14 protein-coding genes are annotated in these 14,249 nt (G+C 66.8%); 4 read left to right on the top strand and 10 right to left on the bottom strand.

Annotated features, from left to right (window positions below; translation table 11 throughout):
- The first annotated feature begins 12 nt into the window (after window positions 1-12).
- Window positions 13-1,038 carry an aminoglycoside phosphotransferase family protein gene (locus ABV518_RS19465; protein ID WP_367770389.1) on the top strand — a complete coding sequence of 342 codons (1,026 nt, stop codon included), beginning with the start codon at window positions 13-15 and terminating at the stop codon, window positions 1,036-1,038.
- Window positions 1,039-1,043: 5 nt separating this feature from the next.
- Here the strand turns inward: ABV518_RS19465 and ABV518_RS19460 are convergent, their stop codons facing one another.
- Genes ABV518_RS19460 through ABV518_RS19450 form a run of 3 tightly spaced genes read right to left on the bottom strand, consistent with a single transcriptional unit; the run spans window position 1,044 to window position 5,104 of the window.
- A complete protein-coding gene (locus tag ABV518_RS19460; RefSeq protein WP_367770386.1) occupies window positions 1,044-2,441 on the bottom strand; it encodes an aspartate aminotransferase family protein in 1,398 nt (465 codons plus the stop codon).
- A gap of 47 nt (window positions 2,442-2,488) precedes the next feature.
- Window positions 2,489-3,283 (bottom strand): sulfite exporter TauE/SafE family protein, encoded by a 795-nt coding sequence (locus ABV518_RS19455; RefSeq protein WP_367770383.1) that lies wholly within the window; start codon window positions 3,281-3,283, stop codon window positions 2,489-2,491.
- 9 nt (window positions 3,284-3,292) lie between these two features.
- Window positions 3,293-5,104 (bottom strand): proline--tRNA ligase, encoded by a 1,812-nt coding sequence (locus tag ABV518_RS19450; RefSeq protein ID WP_367770380.1) that lies wholly within the window; start codon window positions 5,102-5,104, stop codon window positions 3,293-3,295.
- 438 nt (window positions 5,105-5,542) lie between these two features.
- On the opposite strand from ABV518_RS19450, the gene ABV518_RS19445 reads away from it, so the two are divergent.
- The 3 genes from ABV518_RS19445 to ABV518_RS19435 are packed head-to-tail and all read left to right on the top strand — an operon-like array spanning window position 5,543 to window position 7,724.
- The gene (locus ABV518_RS19445) at window positions 5,543-6,343 is read left to right on the top strand and encodes an ABC transporter ATP-binding protein (protein WP_367770377.1); all 801 of its coding nucleotides are present in this window, start codon (window positions 5,543-5,545) and stop codon (window positions 6,341-6,343) included.
- Window positions 6,344-6,351: 8 nt separating this feature from the next.
- Complete coding sequence (locus tag ABV518_RS19440) at window positions 6,352-7,095, top strand: ABC transporter permease (RefSeq protein WP_367770632.1); 744 nt, start codon at window positions 6,352-6,354, stop codon at window positions 7,093-7,095.
- Window positions 7,092-7,724 (top strand): TetR family transcriptional regulator, encoded by a 633-nt coding sequence (locus ABV518_RS19435; RefSeq protein ID WP_367770374.1) that lies wholly within the window; start codon window positions 7,092-7,094, stop codon window positions 7,722-7,724. Before ABV518_RS19440 ends, ABV518_RS19435 begins: the two co-directional genes overlap by 4 nt.
- A 27-nt stretch (window positions 7,725-7,751) precedes the next feature.
- Here the strand turns inward: ABV518_RS19435 and ABV518_RS19430 are convergent, their stop codons facing one another.
- From ABV518_RS19430 to dxr, 7 genes are all read right to left on the bottom strand, one after another.
- Window positions 7,752-8,642 carry a GNAT family N-acetyltransferase gene (locus tag ABV518_RS19430; RefSeq protein ID WP_367770629.1) on the bottom strand — a complete coding sequence of 297 codons (891 nt, stop codon included), beginning with the start codon at window positions 8,640-8,642 and terminating at the stop codon, window positions 7,752-7,754.
- The gene (gene ispG, locus ABV518_RS19425; protein WP_310166360.1) at window positions 8,605-9,771 is read right to left on the bottom strand and encodes a flavodoxin-dependent (E)-4-hydroxy-3-methylbut-2-enyl-diphosphate synthase; all 1,167 of its coding nucleotides are present in this window, start codon (window positions 9,769-9,771) and stop codon (window positions 8,605-8,607) included. The genes ABV518_RS19430 and ispG overlap by 38 nt, the downstream gene beginning before the upstream one ends.
- Window positions 9,772-9,805: 34 nt before the next feature.
- Window positions 9,806-10,099 carry a YciI family protein gene (locus ABV518_RS19420; protein WP_310166362.1) on the bottom strand — a complete coding sequence of 98 codons (294 nt, stop codon included), beginning with the start codon at window positions 10,097-10,099 and terminating at the stop codon, window positions 9,806-9,808.
- A gap of 76 nt (window positions 10,100-10,175) precedes the next feature.
- Entirely contained in the window at window positions 10,176-10,694 is a 519-nt protein-coding gene (locus ABV518_RS19415; protein ID WP_367770371.1) for a hypothetical protein, read from the bottom strand.
- The gene (locus tag ABV518_RS19410) at window positions 10,691-11,356 is read right to left on the bottom strand and encodes a MarR family transcriptional regulator (RefSeq protein WP_367770368.1); all 666 of its coding nucleotides are present in this window, start codon (window positions 11,354-11,356) and stop codon (window positions 10,691-10,693) included. The genes ABV518_RS19415 and ABV518_RS19410 overlap by 4 nt, the downstream gene beginning before the upstream one ends.
- 243 nt (window positions 11,357-11,599) lie before the next feature.
- Entirely contained in the window at window positions 11,600-12,931 is a 1,332-nt protein-coding gene (locus ABV518_RS19405) for an RIP metalloprotease (RefSeq protein WP_367770365.1), read from the bottom strand.
- An 18-nt stretch (window positions 12,932-12,949) separates the two neighbouring features.
- Complete coding sequence (gene dxr / locus ABV518_RS19400; RefSeq protein ID WP_367770362.1) at window positions 12,950-14,134, bottom strand: 1-deoxy-D-xylulose-5-phosphate reductoisomerase; 1,185 nt, start codon at window positions 14,132-14,134, stop codon at window positions 12,950-12,952.
- Window positions 14,135-14,249 lie beyond the last annotated feature (115 nt).

The following is a 14,249-nucleotide window of genomic DNA, read 5'->3' as shown; positions in this document are numbered from 1 at the left end:
AGGGTGGACCTGATGAGCCAGCAAACCCAGGTGCCGATCCCTGCAGACCTCACCTCGAGGTACAGCCGAACCAGCGCCGGCCGGGCATGGCTGGTTTCACTGCCCGCCCTCGTGACCGGCCGGATGGACCACTGGGACCTTGCGCTTGATCTGGCTCCCGGCGCCGATCCATGGAACGGGCATGGCGGCGTGGTGGTTCCGGTCCGCCGCAACGATGGAACACCCGCAGCGCTGAAGGTGGCATTTCCGCACGATGAGGCCCGGGTGGAGCGGCATGCCCTCGAGCTGTGGTCCGGGCACGGCGCCGTTCGGCTCCTGGAATCCGACGCCGGAACCTGCTCCATGCTGCTGGAGCGGCTGGATGCGGACTGCTCGCTGCAGGACGTTCCGATGGAGGAAGCAGTGACCGTGTGGGGCAGGCTGGTCCGGCAGTTGAGCCTGGTACCCGACCACCGCCCGCAGTGGCAGGAATTCGACCACATCGCCGGGCGCGCCGAGCAGTGGAGCGATGACCTGCCGGCCGACTGGGAGCAGCTGGGCAGGCCGTTTCCGCGCTGGCTGCTCGAAGCTGCCCTGGAAGTCTGCCAGACCCGCGGTGCCGTGGGCCGCCGCTCCGGACGCGACGTGCTGGTGCACACCGACTTCCATTACCTGAACATCCTTGCCCGTCCCGCGGGACAGGACGGATCAGGGTTCGCGGCCATCGATCCGCAGCCGATGATCGGGGAACCCGAGTTCGCGGTGGCGCCGCTGCTGTGGAACAGGATCAAGGACCTTCCGCGCGGCGACCCGCAGGCGGGGCTGCGGGAACGGTGCCGTGATTTCAGCGAAGCGGCAGGCCTGGATTCTGAGGTGGCCCGCCAGTGGGGCGTCGCCCGCGAAGTGGAGAACGCACTGTCCTACGCCGGCCGCCCGCACCACGAAGGGGACCTGGCGCGCTCCCTGTGGGTGGCCAGCACCCTGGCTGGCCGGACCATGGACGGGCTTCCGTCCGCGCATTCCCTCCCGGAGCCGGGACAGGCACGGCCGGCCAGCTGACGGAATCAGCCGTTAGCCGCCCGCACGGCCGCAAAAGCCGAACTGACTGCATCAACTGCCGTGCCGACGTCGTCCGTGCCTGTGCTCCAGTTGCTGACGGAGACCCGCAGGACGTCCCTGCCCTGCCACCGCGAACCGGACATCCACACCTTGCCGTCCTCAATGACCTTTGCTGTCACGGCCCGGGTGGTGTCGTCGTCGCCGAACGCGAGCGACACCTGCGTGTAGTCGACCAGGTTCAACACCTCGATGCCGTCCACCGCGGCCAGTCCCTCGGCGATCCGTGCAGCGGCATCTGCCAGACCCCTGACCTGGGCTGCCACGCCGTCCCTTCCCAGCGACTGGAGCGCCGCCCAGACCGGCACGCCGCGGGCCCGGCGCGAGAGCTCAGGAACTTTTTCGTGCGGGTCAGCCGCACCGTCCGCAGTTCGGATCAGGTAGCTGGCGTGCACGCCCATGGCGGAGCGCAGGGCCGCGGCGTCCCTGATTACGGCTATGCCGGAGTCGTATGGAACATTAAGGGTCTTGTGCGCGTCGGTCCCCCATGAGTCGGCGAGCTCCATGCCCCCGACGAGGTGGGCGAGCTCAGGCACGGCGGCGGCCCAGAGCCCGAAAGCCCCGTCCACGTGGACCCAGGCGCCGTGGGCCTTCGCGACGCCGACAGCCTCGACGAAAGGATCGAAGGCTCCCGAGTGCAGGTTCCCCGCCTGCAGGCAGACGAGCGCCGGACCGGAGCCTGCGGACAGCTGCCGGTCCAGCTCGTCGGTGCGGATCCTGCCCTGCCGGTCCGACGCCACGGTTGCCGGCCGCCCCAGCCCCAGGTACCGCAAGGCGAGATCAACCGAATCATGGCGTTCCTGGCCCACGAGGCAGCGGATGCGGGGGGCGCCGAACAGCCCGTCGCGTTCCAAATCCCACCCGGCGTCGGCAAGCAGGCTCCAGCGGGCGGCGGCCAGACCGGCGAAGTTGGCCATCGTGGCTCCGGTGACAAAGCCGACGTCGGATCCTCCCGGGAGGCCCAAGAGGTCCACGAGCCATCGGCCGGCTGCGTCCTCGATGGCCGCCATGGCCGGCGCGGAAACGCGGAGCACGGCGTTCTGGTCCCAGGCGCTGACCAGCCAGTCTGCCGCCAGCGCGGCGGGCAGGGTCCCGCCGATGACCCAGCCGAAGAAGCGGCCGGAGGGCATGGCCATCAGTCCCGGCTCCGCCTTAAGTGCGAGGTAGTCCACCACTTCGGCGGCGGGCATGCCGGCTTGGGGCAGGGGTCCGGCGAAGGCGTCGGCGAGGTCGTGCGCGGACAGGGCCGGGCCCACGTGCCGGTCCGGCAGGCTCGCCAGCCACTCCTGGGCGTGGCGGGCTGCGGCTGATAAGGCCTCGGAGTACTGTCCAGCGCCTGCTGACATAGCAGCATGGTACGCCTCGGCGGTCCCACCCACGAGGGCGGAGGGTGCTAGGAGAAGTTCTCGGCCCAGACGTCGAAGCCAAGTTTGACGATCAGGGCGCCCACCACCACCAGGAACACGATGCGGACGAAGCGGCTGCCCTGCTTGACGGCAGTGCGGGCCCCCAGATAGCCGCCTGCCATGTTGGCGGCGCCCAGCAGCAGGCCTACACCCCAGAGCAGTGAACCGTGCGGCAGGAAGAACAGCAGCGCTCCGGCGTTGGTGGCCATGTTGACGATCTTCGCCTTGGCGCTGGCCTCCAGAAAGGCGTACCCCATCGCCGAGACCAAGGCGATGACCAGGAACGAGCCGGTGCCCGGGCCGATCAGGCCGTCGTAGAAACCGATCACCGCCCCGATCAAGCACGCCACCACGTAATGTGTGTGCCCGTCGTGGCGCAGTACGGTGATGTCCCCGACGTTGGGCTTCAGTGCCGTAAAAAGCGCGACGGCGACCAGCGCCGCCACGATGATGGGCTTGAACACGCTGGCCGGCAGGGTGGCTGCCAGCACCGCCCCGCCGAAGCTCCCGGCCAGCGCGATCACCGCCATGGGCAGCGCCGTTTTCAGGTCCGGCTTGACGCGCCCGTAGTAAGTGACAGCACTGGTGGTGGTCCCGAAGATCGAGCCCATCTTGTTGGTGGCAAGCGCCTGGACAGGGGTGATGCCCGGCACCAGCAGCAGGGCGGGGAGCTGGATCAGTCCGCCCCCGCCCACCACCGCATCAACCCAGCCGGCAGCGAATCCAGCCACCACAATCAGGATGAGGGTGGTGAGCTGGATCGACTCGAAACCCGAAATCAACGCCGCGGGTCAGCTGTTGCGGACGGCGGTGACCACGTAGTCCACCGCCTTGTCCACTGCAACGTTCTCGGCCTCGCCGCTGCGGCGGTCCTTGATCTCCACGACGCCGTCCACCAGTCCCCGGCCGACGGCCAGGATGGTGGGGACGCCCACGAGTTCGGCGTCGCCGAACTTAACGCCCGGGGATACCTTGGGACGGTCGTCGTAGATGACGTCCAGGCCTGCGGCCTCGAGATCCAGTGCCAGCTTTTCGGCTGCCGCGAAAATCTCTTCGCCCTTGCCCACAGCCACCACGTGGACATCGGCCGGTGCCACGGCGCGGGGCCAGACCAGTCCCCTGTCGTCGTGGTTGGACTCGGCCAGGGCGGCGACGGCACGGGTGACGCCCACGCCGTAGGAACCCATCGTGACCACAACCTGCTTGCCGTTCTGGTCCAGGACCTTCAGCTCCAGGGCAGCAGCGTACTTGCGGCCAAGCTGGAAGATGTGGCCCATCTCGATGCCGCGGGCGATCTCCAGCGGACCGGAGCCGTCCGGGGCGGGATCGCCTTCGCGGACATCGGTGCATTCGATGACGCCGTCCCAGGTGAAGTCCCGGCCGGCCACGAGGCCGAACACGTGCTTTCCGGCCTCGTTGGCCCCCGTGACCCAGGCTGTGCCGCTGACAACGCGGGGATCAACGAGGTACAGGAGCTTGGTGGCGCTTTCGGTGCCCAGCAGGGCTTCGTCCAGCGTCAGGCCGGGGCCCAGGTAGCCCTTGACGATGAGCGGCTGCTTCTTGAGGTCGTCGTCGTTGGCTGCTTCCAGCCCGATTTCGCCGGCGATGGGCAGGAAGGAGCCGATGTTGGCTTCGACGCGCTTCAGGTCAACGCCGCGGTCGCCGGGCAGGCCGATGACCACAAGCTGGCGCTCACCGGTGGGCAGGGTGACGGCGAGGACCACGTTCTTGAGGGTGTCCGCGGCAGTCCAGGCGCCGCCGTCGGCCTCGCTGCGGGGGGCCAGTTCGTTGGATGCGGCCACCAGGGTGTCGATGGTGGGCGTATTGGGGGTATCCAGCACTTCCGCGGCCGGCGCATCCGCGAAGTCGATGTCCGCCGGAACCACTGTGGTGACGGCTTCGACGTTGGCTGCGTAGCCGCCGGCGGAGCGCACGAAGGTGTCTTCGCCGATCTCGGTGGGGTGCAGGAACTCCTCGCTCTTGGACCCGCCCATGGCGCCGGCCGTGGCGGCGACAGGGACGACTTCCAGGCCCAGCCGCTCGAAGATGCGGAGGTAGGCGCCGCGGTGAGCGGCGTAGCTTGCGTCCAGGCCGGCGTCGTCCACGTCGAAGGAGTACGAGTCCTTCATGATGAACTCGCGGCCGCGCAGCAGGCCTGCCCTGGGGCGCGCCTCATCGCGGTACTTGTTCTGGATCTGGTAGAGGCTCAGTGGCAGGTCCTTGTACGAGGAGTACAGGTCCTTGACCAGCAGGGTGAACATTTCCTCGTGCGTGGGGGCCAGCAGGTAGTCGGCACCCTTGCGGTCCTGGAGCCGGAACAGGCCTTCGCCGTATTCGGTCCAGCGGTTGGTGGCCTCGTAGGGTTCCCGTGGCAGCAGGGCCGGGAAGTGGACTTCCTGGGCGCCGATCGCGGCCATTTCCTCGCGGATGACGGCTTCGACCTTGCGCAGCACGCTGAGCCCGAGCGGCAGCCAGGTGTAGATGCCGGGTGCCGCACGCCGGATGTAGCCGGCCCGGACCAGGAGCCGGTGGCTGGCCACTTCGGCGTCGACGGGATCTTCACGCAGGGTGCGCAGGAAAAGCTGGGACAGTCTTGTGACCACGGGGCGGTATCCGTTTCTGGGGAATGGCTGCTGAAAGCAGGGCCGGGCAATTCGTCTGGGTACTAATGTACCGGCAAGCTGCGCCAATGCCTGCGGGAGCGTGAGCGCACGCATCCTCGCCGCCGGGGTGCGTGGCCGGGACAGCGAAAAGCCACGTCCGGTGCTGCAAAGCCCCTGGCCCCCCATTCGGGCTGGTCATTGCAACCGGACGTGGCTCTTCTTGCCGTTAACGCCGTTGATTCTGGTGAGGACTGGTGAGACCGCCCAACCACACTCCAGCGCAGCTAGATCGAACCTATGTGATAGCCGACACATTGACAAGGGTTTTTCCAGTCGAAGTTGTTGACGGCCCCGGATGGCGGGTTTAGTTTTAATTCATCATGTGGTGAATTCATCAAATTTTCACCAGCATGCAGGCACCAGCATCCGGAGGCAGTCATGTCCCACTCAGCAGCAGCGGCCCTGGCAGGTTCCGGAGATGACGTGGCCGTGGCCACGAGCTCCCTGCACGTTATCCGGGGAAAGGTACCCGTCCTCCGGGGTCTGGACTTTGCGATCCCCGCAGGCAGGATCACCGGCCTGCTGGGGCCCTCAGGGAGCGGAAAGACCACCCTGATGCGGGCCATCGTGGGAGTCCAGCGGCTGAGCTCGGGGTCCGTGACCGTGCTGGGCCTTCCGGCCGGCCATCCCTCGCTCAGGCACCGGGTGGGGTACGTGACCCAGTCCCCCAGCGTCTATCCGGACCTGACCGTGGAGGCCAATGTCCGCTACTTCGGGGCGATGCACCGGAAAGGGCGGGCCGACGCAGCCGAGGCGATTGCCGCCGTCGGCCTTGAACAGCAGGCGCGCCAGAAGACTGCCGACCTTTCCGGCGGCCAGCTCAGCCGCGTCTCACTGGCGTGTGCCCTGGTTTCGCACCCGCGGCTGCTGGTCCTCGACGAACCAACCGTGGGCCTTGACCCGGTGCTCCGGGCGGATCTCTGGGACCGCTTCAGATCCATGGCCGACGCCGGCACAACGCTGCTGGTGTCCAGCCACGTGATGGAGGAGGCAAGCCACTGCAGTTCCCTGCTGCTGCTGCGCGAAGGCAGGCTGCTGGCCCAGTTGACGCCGGCGGAACTCAGCAGCCGCGGCCACAGCGCTGACCTGGAGAGGGCGTTCCTGCACATCATCCGTGAGGCGGAAGGCTCGGCCACGGCTGAAAGCAGCACAACAACCGAGAGGACGGTGCGGTCATGAACCCGGTGATGATGCTGGCCACGGCCCGCCGGGTCCTGGACCAGTTGCGGCATGACCACCGCAGTGTGGCCCTGATCCTGGTGGTCCCGGCGCTGCTGCTGACGGCGGTGTACTTCCTGTACCAGAACGAGACCCTCCCGCCCGGCGTGCCCAGGACCTTCGACCGGGTGGGCCTGATGATGCTGGCCATCTTCCCGTTTGTGGTGATGTTCCTGGTCACCTCCATCACCATGCTGCGGGAACGGACGTCCGGGACCCTGGAGCGGCTCCTGACGACACCCATCCACAAGGCCGACCTGCTGTTCGGCTACGGGCTGGCGTTTTCCATCATGGCTGCCCTGCAGTCCCTGGTTGCCACGGCTGTCGCCTACTGGATCTTCGACCTTGACATCAAGGGCAGTCCTGGCCTGGTTGTCATGATCGCGGTGATCAACGCCGTCCTGGGCGTGGCGCTGGGGCTGCTGTGTTCGGCGTTCGCCAGGACTGAATTCCAGGCCGTACAGTTCATGCCCGTGGTGGTGGTGCCACAGATTCTCCTCTGCGGGCTGTTCGTTGCCCGCAACCGGATGAATGAGGTCCTCGAGTCCATTTCAAATGTCCTGCCGCTCACCTTTTCCGTGGACGCCCTGCAGGAGATTGCGGCCAACGCCGAAGCCACGGACCAGCTCTGGACAGACGCCGGCACCATGCTGGCCATCGTCCTGGGAGTACTGGTGCTCGCTTCCCTCACGCTTCGGCGGCAGACTTCATGAGCGGCACGCAGGCGGCCCGGAAACCGGGATCCGGCCGGCGGGGACGGCGCGAAGGGGCAACCGAGTCCCGGGAGCACATCCTGGCCACGGCCCGCCGGCTCTTCGCCGAGCACGGGTTCGACGGCACCAGCCTGAGGCAGATTGCCCGGGAAGCCAGTGTCGACCCGGCCATGATCCACCACTTTTTCAAGGGCAAGGATGAGCTCTTCGCCCTGAGCGTGGCCTTGCCGGCGGACCCTGCCCAGGTACTGGAAGGGGTTGACCAGCACGACCCCGAGCACCGTGCGGAGGCAATTGTCCGGGCAGTGCTGAAGCTGTGGGAGAGCCCGGCCCAACACAGCCTGGTGGCGTTTATCCGCGGCACCATCGGTTCCAAGGCCAAGACCCTGTTGCTGCGGGAAGTGGTGACCCGAACGGTGATCAGCCGCATCATGGCCGGCGTGCCGGGCCCGCCGGAGGAAGTGGCCCTGCGGGGAAACCTGGTGGCCACGCAGGTAGTTGGCGTGATGCTGGTCCGCTATGTGGTCAGGCTGGAGCCGCTCGCTTCGGCGTCACCGGAGGATGTGGTGCGGCTGGTGGCTCCAAACGTCCAGCGCTACCTCACCGGAGAGCTGGATGGTGTGGGCTGACGCCTAACGCCGGAAAAATGCGCTGCCCTAAAAAAGCACGGTGGCGAAGGTGCCCCGCTGGGTGAAGCCGACGCGCTCGTAGGTGGACCTGGCCTTGGTGTTGAAGCCGTTCACGTACAGGCTGGTGACCGGGGCGATTTTCCGCGCCTGGTCGACGACGGCCGCCATGTAGCCGGCGCTGAGGCCCTGGCCCCGGTACAGCGGGTTCATCCAGACGCCCTGCACCTGGGTGACTTCTGCCGTCACGGCCCCGAGTTCGGCTTTGAAGATGACGTCCCCAGCGGCGCTGAGATGGACCAGCGAATGCCCTTGCCGGATCAGGCCCTCCACACGCCGGCTGTAGAACTCACGGCCGCCAAGGAAGGGCGAGTAGCCCACTTCCTCTTCGAACATGGCGGCGCAGGCCGGCAGGATCCGGTCAAAGTCGGCGAGCCTGCCCAGCGTAAGGTCCGTGTTCGGTTCCACGGTGGGCGGCCCGGCCAGGGTGAGGAGCGGCTGCTCGGAGCGCACCTCATGGGCGGTGTGGCCCCGCGCCTCGAGCTCTGCGTGCAGGGCAAGCACCGGTTCGGCGGGGCCGAAGGCCGAGGCATAGCGGCGGCCTGTCCGGTTGGCTGCCGCGGCGATCAGCCCGGCGAAGGCGGGGTCCAGCTGGACCGGAACCAGGTTGGCTCCTGTCCAGCACGCACCCACCAGCATGCCGTCGTCGAACACACCCAGGACCGACGCGCCGCCTGTGGTGGGCGCGGCGGTGCCGGCCGAGCGCAGGTGCGCAAGGATGAAGACGTTGGCTACCGGATCCTGTTGGGCCAGGCGCCGCAGTGCCGACGTGTCCGCGCCGGCAAGGGTCCGGACGGAAATGCCCGCCGGCGCCGTGCCCTCCTTATGAGACGCTAACCACGGGGCTACCCTTGACAGCATCTTCGCCATCGGCCTCCCCCATCTCTTCAGCGATACGCATGGCCTCTTCGATCAGTGTCTCAACAATCTGGTCCTCGGGGACAGTCTTGATGACTTCACCCTTCACAAAGATCTGGCCCTTGCCGTTGCCCGATGCCACCCCGAGGTCCGCCTCGCGGGCTTCACCGGGGCCGTTGACGACGCAGCCCATGACGGCAACGCGCAGCGGGATTTCCATGCCCTCCAGCCCTGCCGTGACCTGCTCGGCCAGGGTGTAGACGTCCACCTGGGCGCGTCCGCAGGACGGGCAGGACACAATCTCCAGCTTGCGCGGGCGCAGGTTGAGGGACTGCAGGATCTGGTTTCCGACCTTGATTTCCTCCACCGGCGGAGCGGACAGGGAAACCCGGATGGTGTCGCCGATGCCCCGGGACAGCAGGGCACCGAAGGCCGTGGCCGACTTGATGGTTCCCTGGAAGGCCGGTCCGGCCTCGGTGACGCCAAGGTGGAGGGGCCAGTCGCCCTTTTCGGCCAGCATCTCGTAGGCGGCAACCATGATCACGGGGTCATTGTGCTTGACCGAGATCTTGAAGTCGTGGAAGCCGTGCTCTTCGAACAGGGAAGCTTCCCAGACAGCCGATTCCACGAGGGCCTCGGGGGTGGCTTTGCCGTACTTCTTCATGATGCCCGGTTCCAGCGAGCCGGCGTTGACGCCGATCCGGATGGAAGTGCCGTGGTCCTTGGCAGCCTTGGCGATTTCCTTGACCTGGTCATCGAACTTACGGATGTTCCCGGGGTTCACCCGGACCGCGGCGCAGCCTGCTTCGATGGCCGCGAAGACGTACTTGGGCTGGAAGTGGATGTCGGCGATGACCGGGATCTGGGACTTGCGGGCGATGATGGGCAACGCCTCGGCATCATCCGCGGACGGGCACGCCACGCGGACGATGTCGCAGCCGGAGGCCGTAAGCTCGGCGATCTGCTGCAGCGTGGCGTTGATGTCCGTGGTGGGTGTGGTGGTCATGGACTGCACGCTGATGGGGCTGTCCGAGCCGACCCCTACGGAACCGACCTTGATCTGGCGCGTCTTCCGGCGGGGGGCAAGGACGGGCGGTGGTGCTGACGGCATTCCCAGGCTGACCGAGGTCACGTGGACTCCTTGGGTAGGTGTAACGGAGAAAAGATCAGGACGCGTGCGCGGCAAGGATGCCGATCACGGGAGTCCATTCGGTGGTCCGGATGCCTGCGATGGTGCCTGCCAGCGCGAAGGGATCCTGCTTGAGCAGTTCGTTCAGCTCCGTCTCGTCCTGGACTTTGAAGATCAGCAGCGCGCCGGCGCCGTCACCATAGGGTCCGCTGGTCAGGAGCCGGCCGTCCTCGGCAAGGGTGGACAGCCAGGCCCGGTGCGCGGGACGGCTCTCATCGCGGGCGGCAGTGGAATCGGCAGCGTAAACGTACTCAACAGCAAAAACAGTCATAAGGACACCCTATCCCCAGCGACGGGCCTGCGCCGATCCGGTCAAGGCCTCCAACCCAGGCGGAGTGGTCCGGGGCCTAGGACAGGAACAGGACTTTTACGGTGGCCGCAACCCCGGCAGCCCACAGCATGGAGGTGAGCGTCCCGATGATGAACCGCTCGGCAGCCACCGGCGTTTCCTTCAGCTCAGCGAACCGTCCCAGGCCCTTGATGGCCACAACGTAGGCAATGGCCACCGGCTGCCCGGTCAGGATGGCCACGCACACCGCGAGGCGCTCCAGCACGCCGATGATCGCTCCGCCGCGCAGGATCCGCTGGGCAGGAACCGGCTGCGCGGCCGGCGTTGCGTCCGACGGCGGCCTGCCGCCGCCGGTGGTCAGCTCGCCGTCAACGGATTGTCCCGTGCCGGCTCGCGGTTCCGTAGGGATGATGTCCACGGTGACGTCCGCTGACGGGTCCTCGGCAGCGGGGCCGGCTTTGTTGGCTGCATCTGCCCTGTCGTCGATGGTCCTGGCCAGCCGGAAGACCAGGGCTGTCACGGGCCAGCCGGCGAATCCGGCCACCAACAGGGCCGCCGTTATCCAAAGTGCGTTCACCGGTCTCCTTCAATGTGGGAATGTGCGTGCTCCAGGAGCATTGCCGCGGCAGGCCTGGCCGCCCATTCTTCCTGCCATCCGGACCTGAGCACGCTCCGGCTCACCGACTGTTCCGTAATTCCCAACTCCCTGGCTACGAGTTTCTGGCTGCCATGCCTGCCCCCGCCGCCCTGGAGGGGGCGGAGCCGGTCGACCACCCGCCATTGGGCGTCGGTCCGCTCCTGGACCAGGCGGCCAATCAGGCGGAGCACTGCCTCGGCGTTGGCACAGGCCACGGCTCCTTCACGGGCATGCTGCGGTACTTCCGCTGTCCGGCCAATACTTCCGGATACCACTGACAACGGGACCTGGCCGGCCGCGGTTTTGGCCATCTCAACGGCCTTGCGGGCGGCCACGAACCCTGTTCCGGCCCCTTCCCGCGGGCTGGCGCCTGGCGCCAGAACCACCGTGCCGATGCCTATTCCCACGTACCAGTGGCCACCGCGCAGGGCGTGCAGGGCAATGTCCACCACCTCGGCCGGGTCGGCTACCAGTCCCTGGAGTTCATCGCCCACCGAGCGTTCAAAGGCCGCCGGGGTGAGGCCAGCCAGTTCGGAGATCAGTTCCGGAACGCGGTCGACGTCGGTACTGCTGCCGCGCTGGTCTATCGTCAGGACGTACATAAATCAACCGTACGCAGATGACCAAGAACAATCAATCATTTTCAACTGATTTTTAAAAATGAGCCGAAATAAGCTGATACACATAAATCAGCTATAAGCGGTTGATTATCAGGGCGATCGATCCGCCCGGCGCGACACGGCCCACGCCTCGTGGGGCACTTCGACACGAAACGCGTGCGATACCATCCATTTCCGCGCCGAACCCCGGCAAACTGCCCCGTGACGGCCAGCAAGGAACCGTGCTCAGCCGAACAGGTTGATGGGCTTGACGATGTCTGCGTAGACGAGCAGCGCACTCATCCCCATCAGCAAAGCGGCCACCACGTACGTCGCCGGCAAGAGCTTGGCGATGTCGAACGCCCCGGGATCGGGCCTGCCGAAAAGCTTCGCCACCCGGCGCCGGGCACCTTCGTAGAGCGCGCCGGCTATGTGGCCGCCGTCGAGCGGCAGCAGCGGAACAAGGTTGAACACCGCCAGCGCAAAGTTCAGCCCGGCGAGCAGCCCCACCAGCGCCCCCAGCCTGGACTGCAGCGGCACGTCTTCCATGGCAGATATCTCTCCTGCCACACGCCCCACGCCCACCACGCTGATGGGTCCGTTCGGATCGCGCGGCTCCTCGCTGAAGGCCGCCTTCGCCACGCCAACCACACGCGCCGGGAGGTTCAGCACCACGCCGGCCACCTGCCTGATGTTCTCCCCTGCCATGGGCAGGACGGCCGACGCCGGCTGCGCCACCAGTTCGCTCTGCGCACCAATGCCGAGGAAGCCGACGTCCTGGTACAGGAGGTTGCCGGCGTCGTCCTTTGCCTGGCGTCCGTCGACGCCAACAATGGGGCGGGCAGACAGCACCGGCGTCACGGTGGTGGTGACGGGGGCGCCGCCGCGTTCCACGGTAATGCTGACTTCCTTCCCGGCGGAAGCACGGATCCACTCCGTCAGCTGGTCCCAGCTGGTGACAGTTTTCCCGTCAAAGGAGGTGACCTGGTCGTTGGGCAGGAGCCCTGCTGCGGCAGCGGGCGTCAGTTGGCAGTCGGCGGAGTCAGGGTCCACGGTCTCGCCGGCCGCGACCTGGCATTTGGAGACATCGGCGATGGTGGTGGTGGGTGTGGCAATGCCGAAGCCCATCAGGAGGACTGCGGTGAGTGCCAGGCCGATCAGCAGGTTCATGGCCGGGCCGCCGAGCATCACAATGACTTTCTTCCACACCGGAAGACGGTAGAACACCCGGTTCGCATCTTCCGGGCCAACCTCTTCGTGCGCCATGGACCGCGCTTCAGTGGCCAGTGTCTGGAACATGCCGGTGCTCGATGGCCTGACTGTTCCATCATCCTTGTTCGGCGGGTACATGCCGATCATGGAGACGTAGCCGCCCAAGGGAATGGCCTTAACTCCGTATTCGGTTTCCCCCTTGCGCTTTGACCACAGCGTGGGGCCGAACCCGATCATGTACTTGGTGACGCGCACCTTAAACAGCTTTGCGGGCACCAGGTGGCCCACTTCGTGCAGCGCAATGGACACGGCGATGCCGATCGCCACGAAGACGACGCCGAGGATAAAGAGGAGTACGGGACTCATGGGTGGATTTGCTGCTTCCTAGAGACTGCTGACTGCTAAACGTTCGTGGGCCCTTGCCCGTGCCCAGCTTTCAGCTTCCAGCACGGACTCCAGCGTCAGCCCGGAGGATCCTGGGTGTTCGCTGAGAACGGCTGCGACGGTATCCACGATGTCGGTGAACCGGATTGACCCCTGGTGGAAGGCGGTGACGGCCTCCTCATTGGCGGCGTTGAACACGGCCGGAAAGGTGCTCCCCTGCTTCGCTGCGTCCTTGGCGAGGTCCACAGCCGGGAAGGCCTGCGAGTCCAGCGGCTCGAACGTCCAGCTCGTGGCCTGGGTCCAGTCGCACGGGGACGCAGCCTTGGGCACCCTGTCCGGCCAGCCCAGTCCCAGCGCAATGGGCAGGCGCATGTCCGGCGGTGAGGCCTGGGCGATGATGGATCCGTCCACGAACTGGACCATGGAATGCACCACGGACTGCGGATGGACAACGACGTCGATCCGGTCCAGCGGAATGTCGAACAGCAGGTGGGCTTCGATGACCTCGAGGCCCTTGTTGACCAGGGTTGCCGAGTTGGTGGTGACCATCAGCCCCATGTCCCAGGTGGGGTGGGCCAGTGCCTCTTGCGGCGACACCCTGTGCAGCTGCTCCCTGGTCCGGCCGCGGAAGGGCCCGCCGGAGGCCGTCAGGATCAGCTTGTCCACTTCGTCGGCGGAACCGGACCGGAGGCACTGGGCAATCGCGGAGTGTTCGGAGTCCACCGGGACGATCTGTCCTTCGCGGGCTGCTGCTTTGACCAGCTCCCCACCAACAATGAGGGACTCCTTGTTGGCCAGCGCCAGCGTGGCACCCGATTTCAGGGCGGCCAAAGTGGGGGCCAGCCCAATGGAGCCCGTGATTCCGTTGAGCACCACGTCGGCGGAGATTTCGGCAATCCGGGTGGACGCGTCGGGGCCGGAGATGATCTCCGGGCGGTAGCCCTGCCGTCCGGCGGCGCGGGCGGCATCCGCGATAAGGAGCTCCAGCTGCTGCGGATCCCCCGACGCGATGCCGACGGCGGCAGCACCGGTGTGGACGGCCTGGCGGGCCAGCAGCTCCAGGTTTCCTCCCCCGGCGCTGAGCGCCACTACCTCAAAAAGGTGCGGGGCAGCGTCGACGACGTCAATCGCCTGGGTGCCGATGGAACCGGTGGAGCCGAGGAGGACGATTCTGCGGGGCTGCATTGCTTAAGTATCCCGCACCCACGCGCTAAGCCGGTTCAGCCCGACGCCGGCTGGTGGGCGCTACGCCGGATATGGGGCGGTGCCCGCTTCGCGGTGCCCTCCACACCGCCGCCCA

The sequence above is a fragment of the Arthrobacter sp. HS15c genome, assembly GCF_040812005.1.
Classification (GTDB): Bacteria; Actinomycetota; Actinomycetes; order Actinomycetales; family Micrococcaceae; genus Arthrobacter.
The sequence above is the reverse complement of the archived record's forward strand: the minus strand, read 5'-3'. Positions and strand labels throughout refer to the sequence as shown.

Bases quoted from the DNA above. Each gene is read 5' to 3' on its own strand.
- ABV518_RS19465 (WP_367770389.1), top strand. From the start codon at position 13: ATGAGCCAGCAAACCCAGGTGCCGATCCCTGCAGACCTCACCTCGAGG.
- ABV518_RS19460 (WP_367770386.1), bottom strand. From the start codon at position 2,441: ATGTCAGCAGGCGCTGGACAGTACTCCGAGGCCTTATCAGCCGCAGCC.
- ABV518_RS19445 (WP_367770377.1), top strand. From the start codon at position 5,543: ATGTCCCACTCAGCAGCAGCGGCCCTGGCAGGTTCCGGAGATGACGTG.
- ABV518_RS19440 (WP_367770632.1), top strand. From the start codon at position 6,352: ATGATGCTGGCCACGGCCCGCCGGGTCCTGGACCAGTTGCGGCATGAC.
- ABV518_RS19435 (WP_367770374.1), top strand. From the start codon at position 7,092: ATGAGCGGCACGCAGGCGGCCCGGAAACCGGGATCCGGCCGGCGGGGA.
- ABV518_RS19430 (WP_367770629.1), bottom strand. From the start codon at position 8,642: ATGCTGTCAAGGGTAGCCCCGTGGTTAGCGTCTCATAAGGAGGGCACG.
- ABV518_RS19420 (WP_310166362.1), bottom strand. From the start codon at position 10,099: ATGACTGTTTTTGCTGTTGAGTACGTTTACGCTGCCGATTCCACTGCC.
- ABV518_RS19410 (WP_367770368.1), bottom strand. From the start codon at position 11,356: ATGTACGTCCTGACGATAGACCAGCGCGGCAGCAGTACCGACGTCGAC.
- ABV518_RS19405 (WP_367770365.1), bottom strand. From the start codon at position 12,931: ATGAGTCCCGTACTCCTCTTTATCCTCGGCGTCGTCTTCGTGGCGATC.
- dxr (WP_367770362.1), bottom strand. From the start codon at position 14,134: ATGCAGCCCCGCAGAATCGTCCTCCTCGGCTCCACCGGTTCCATCGGC.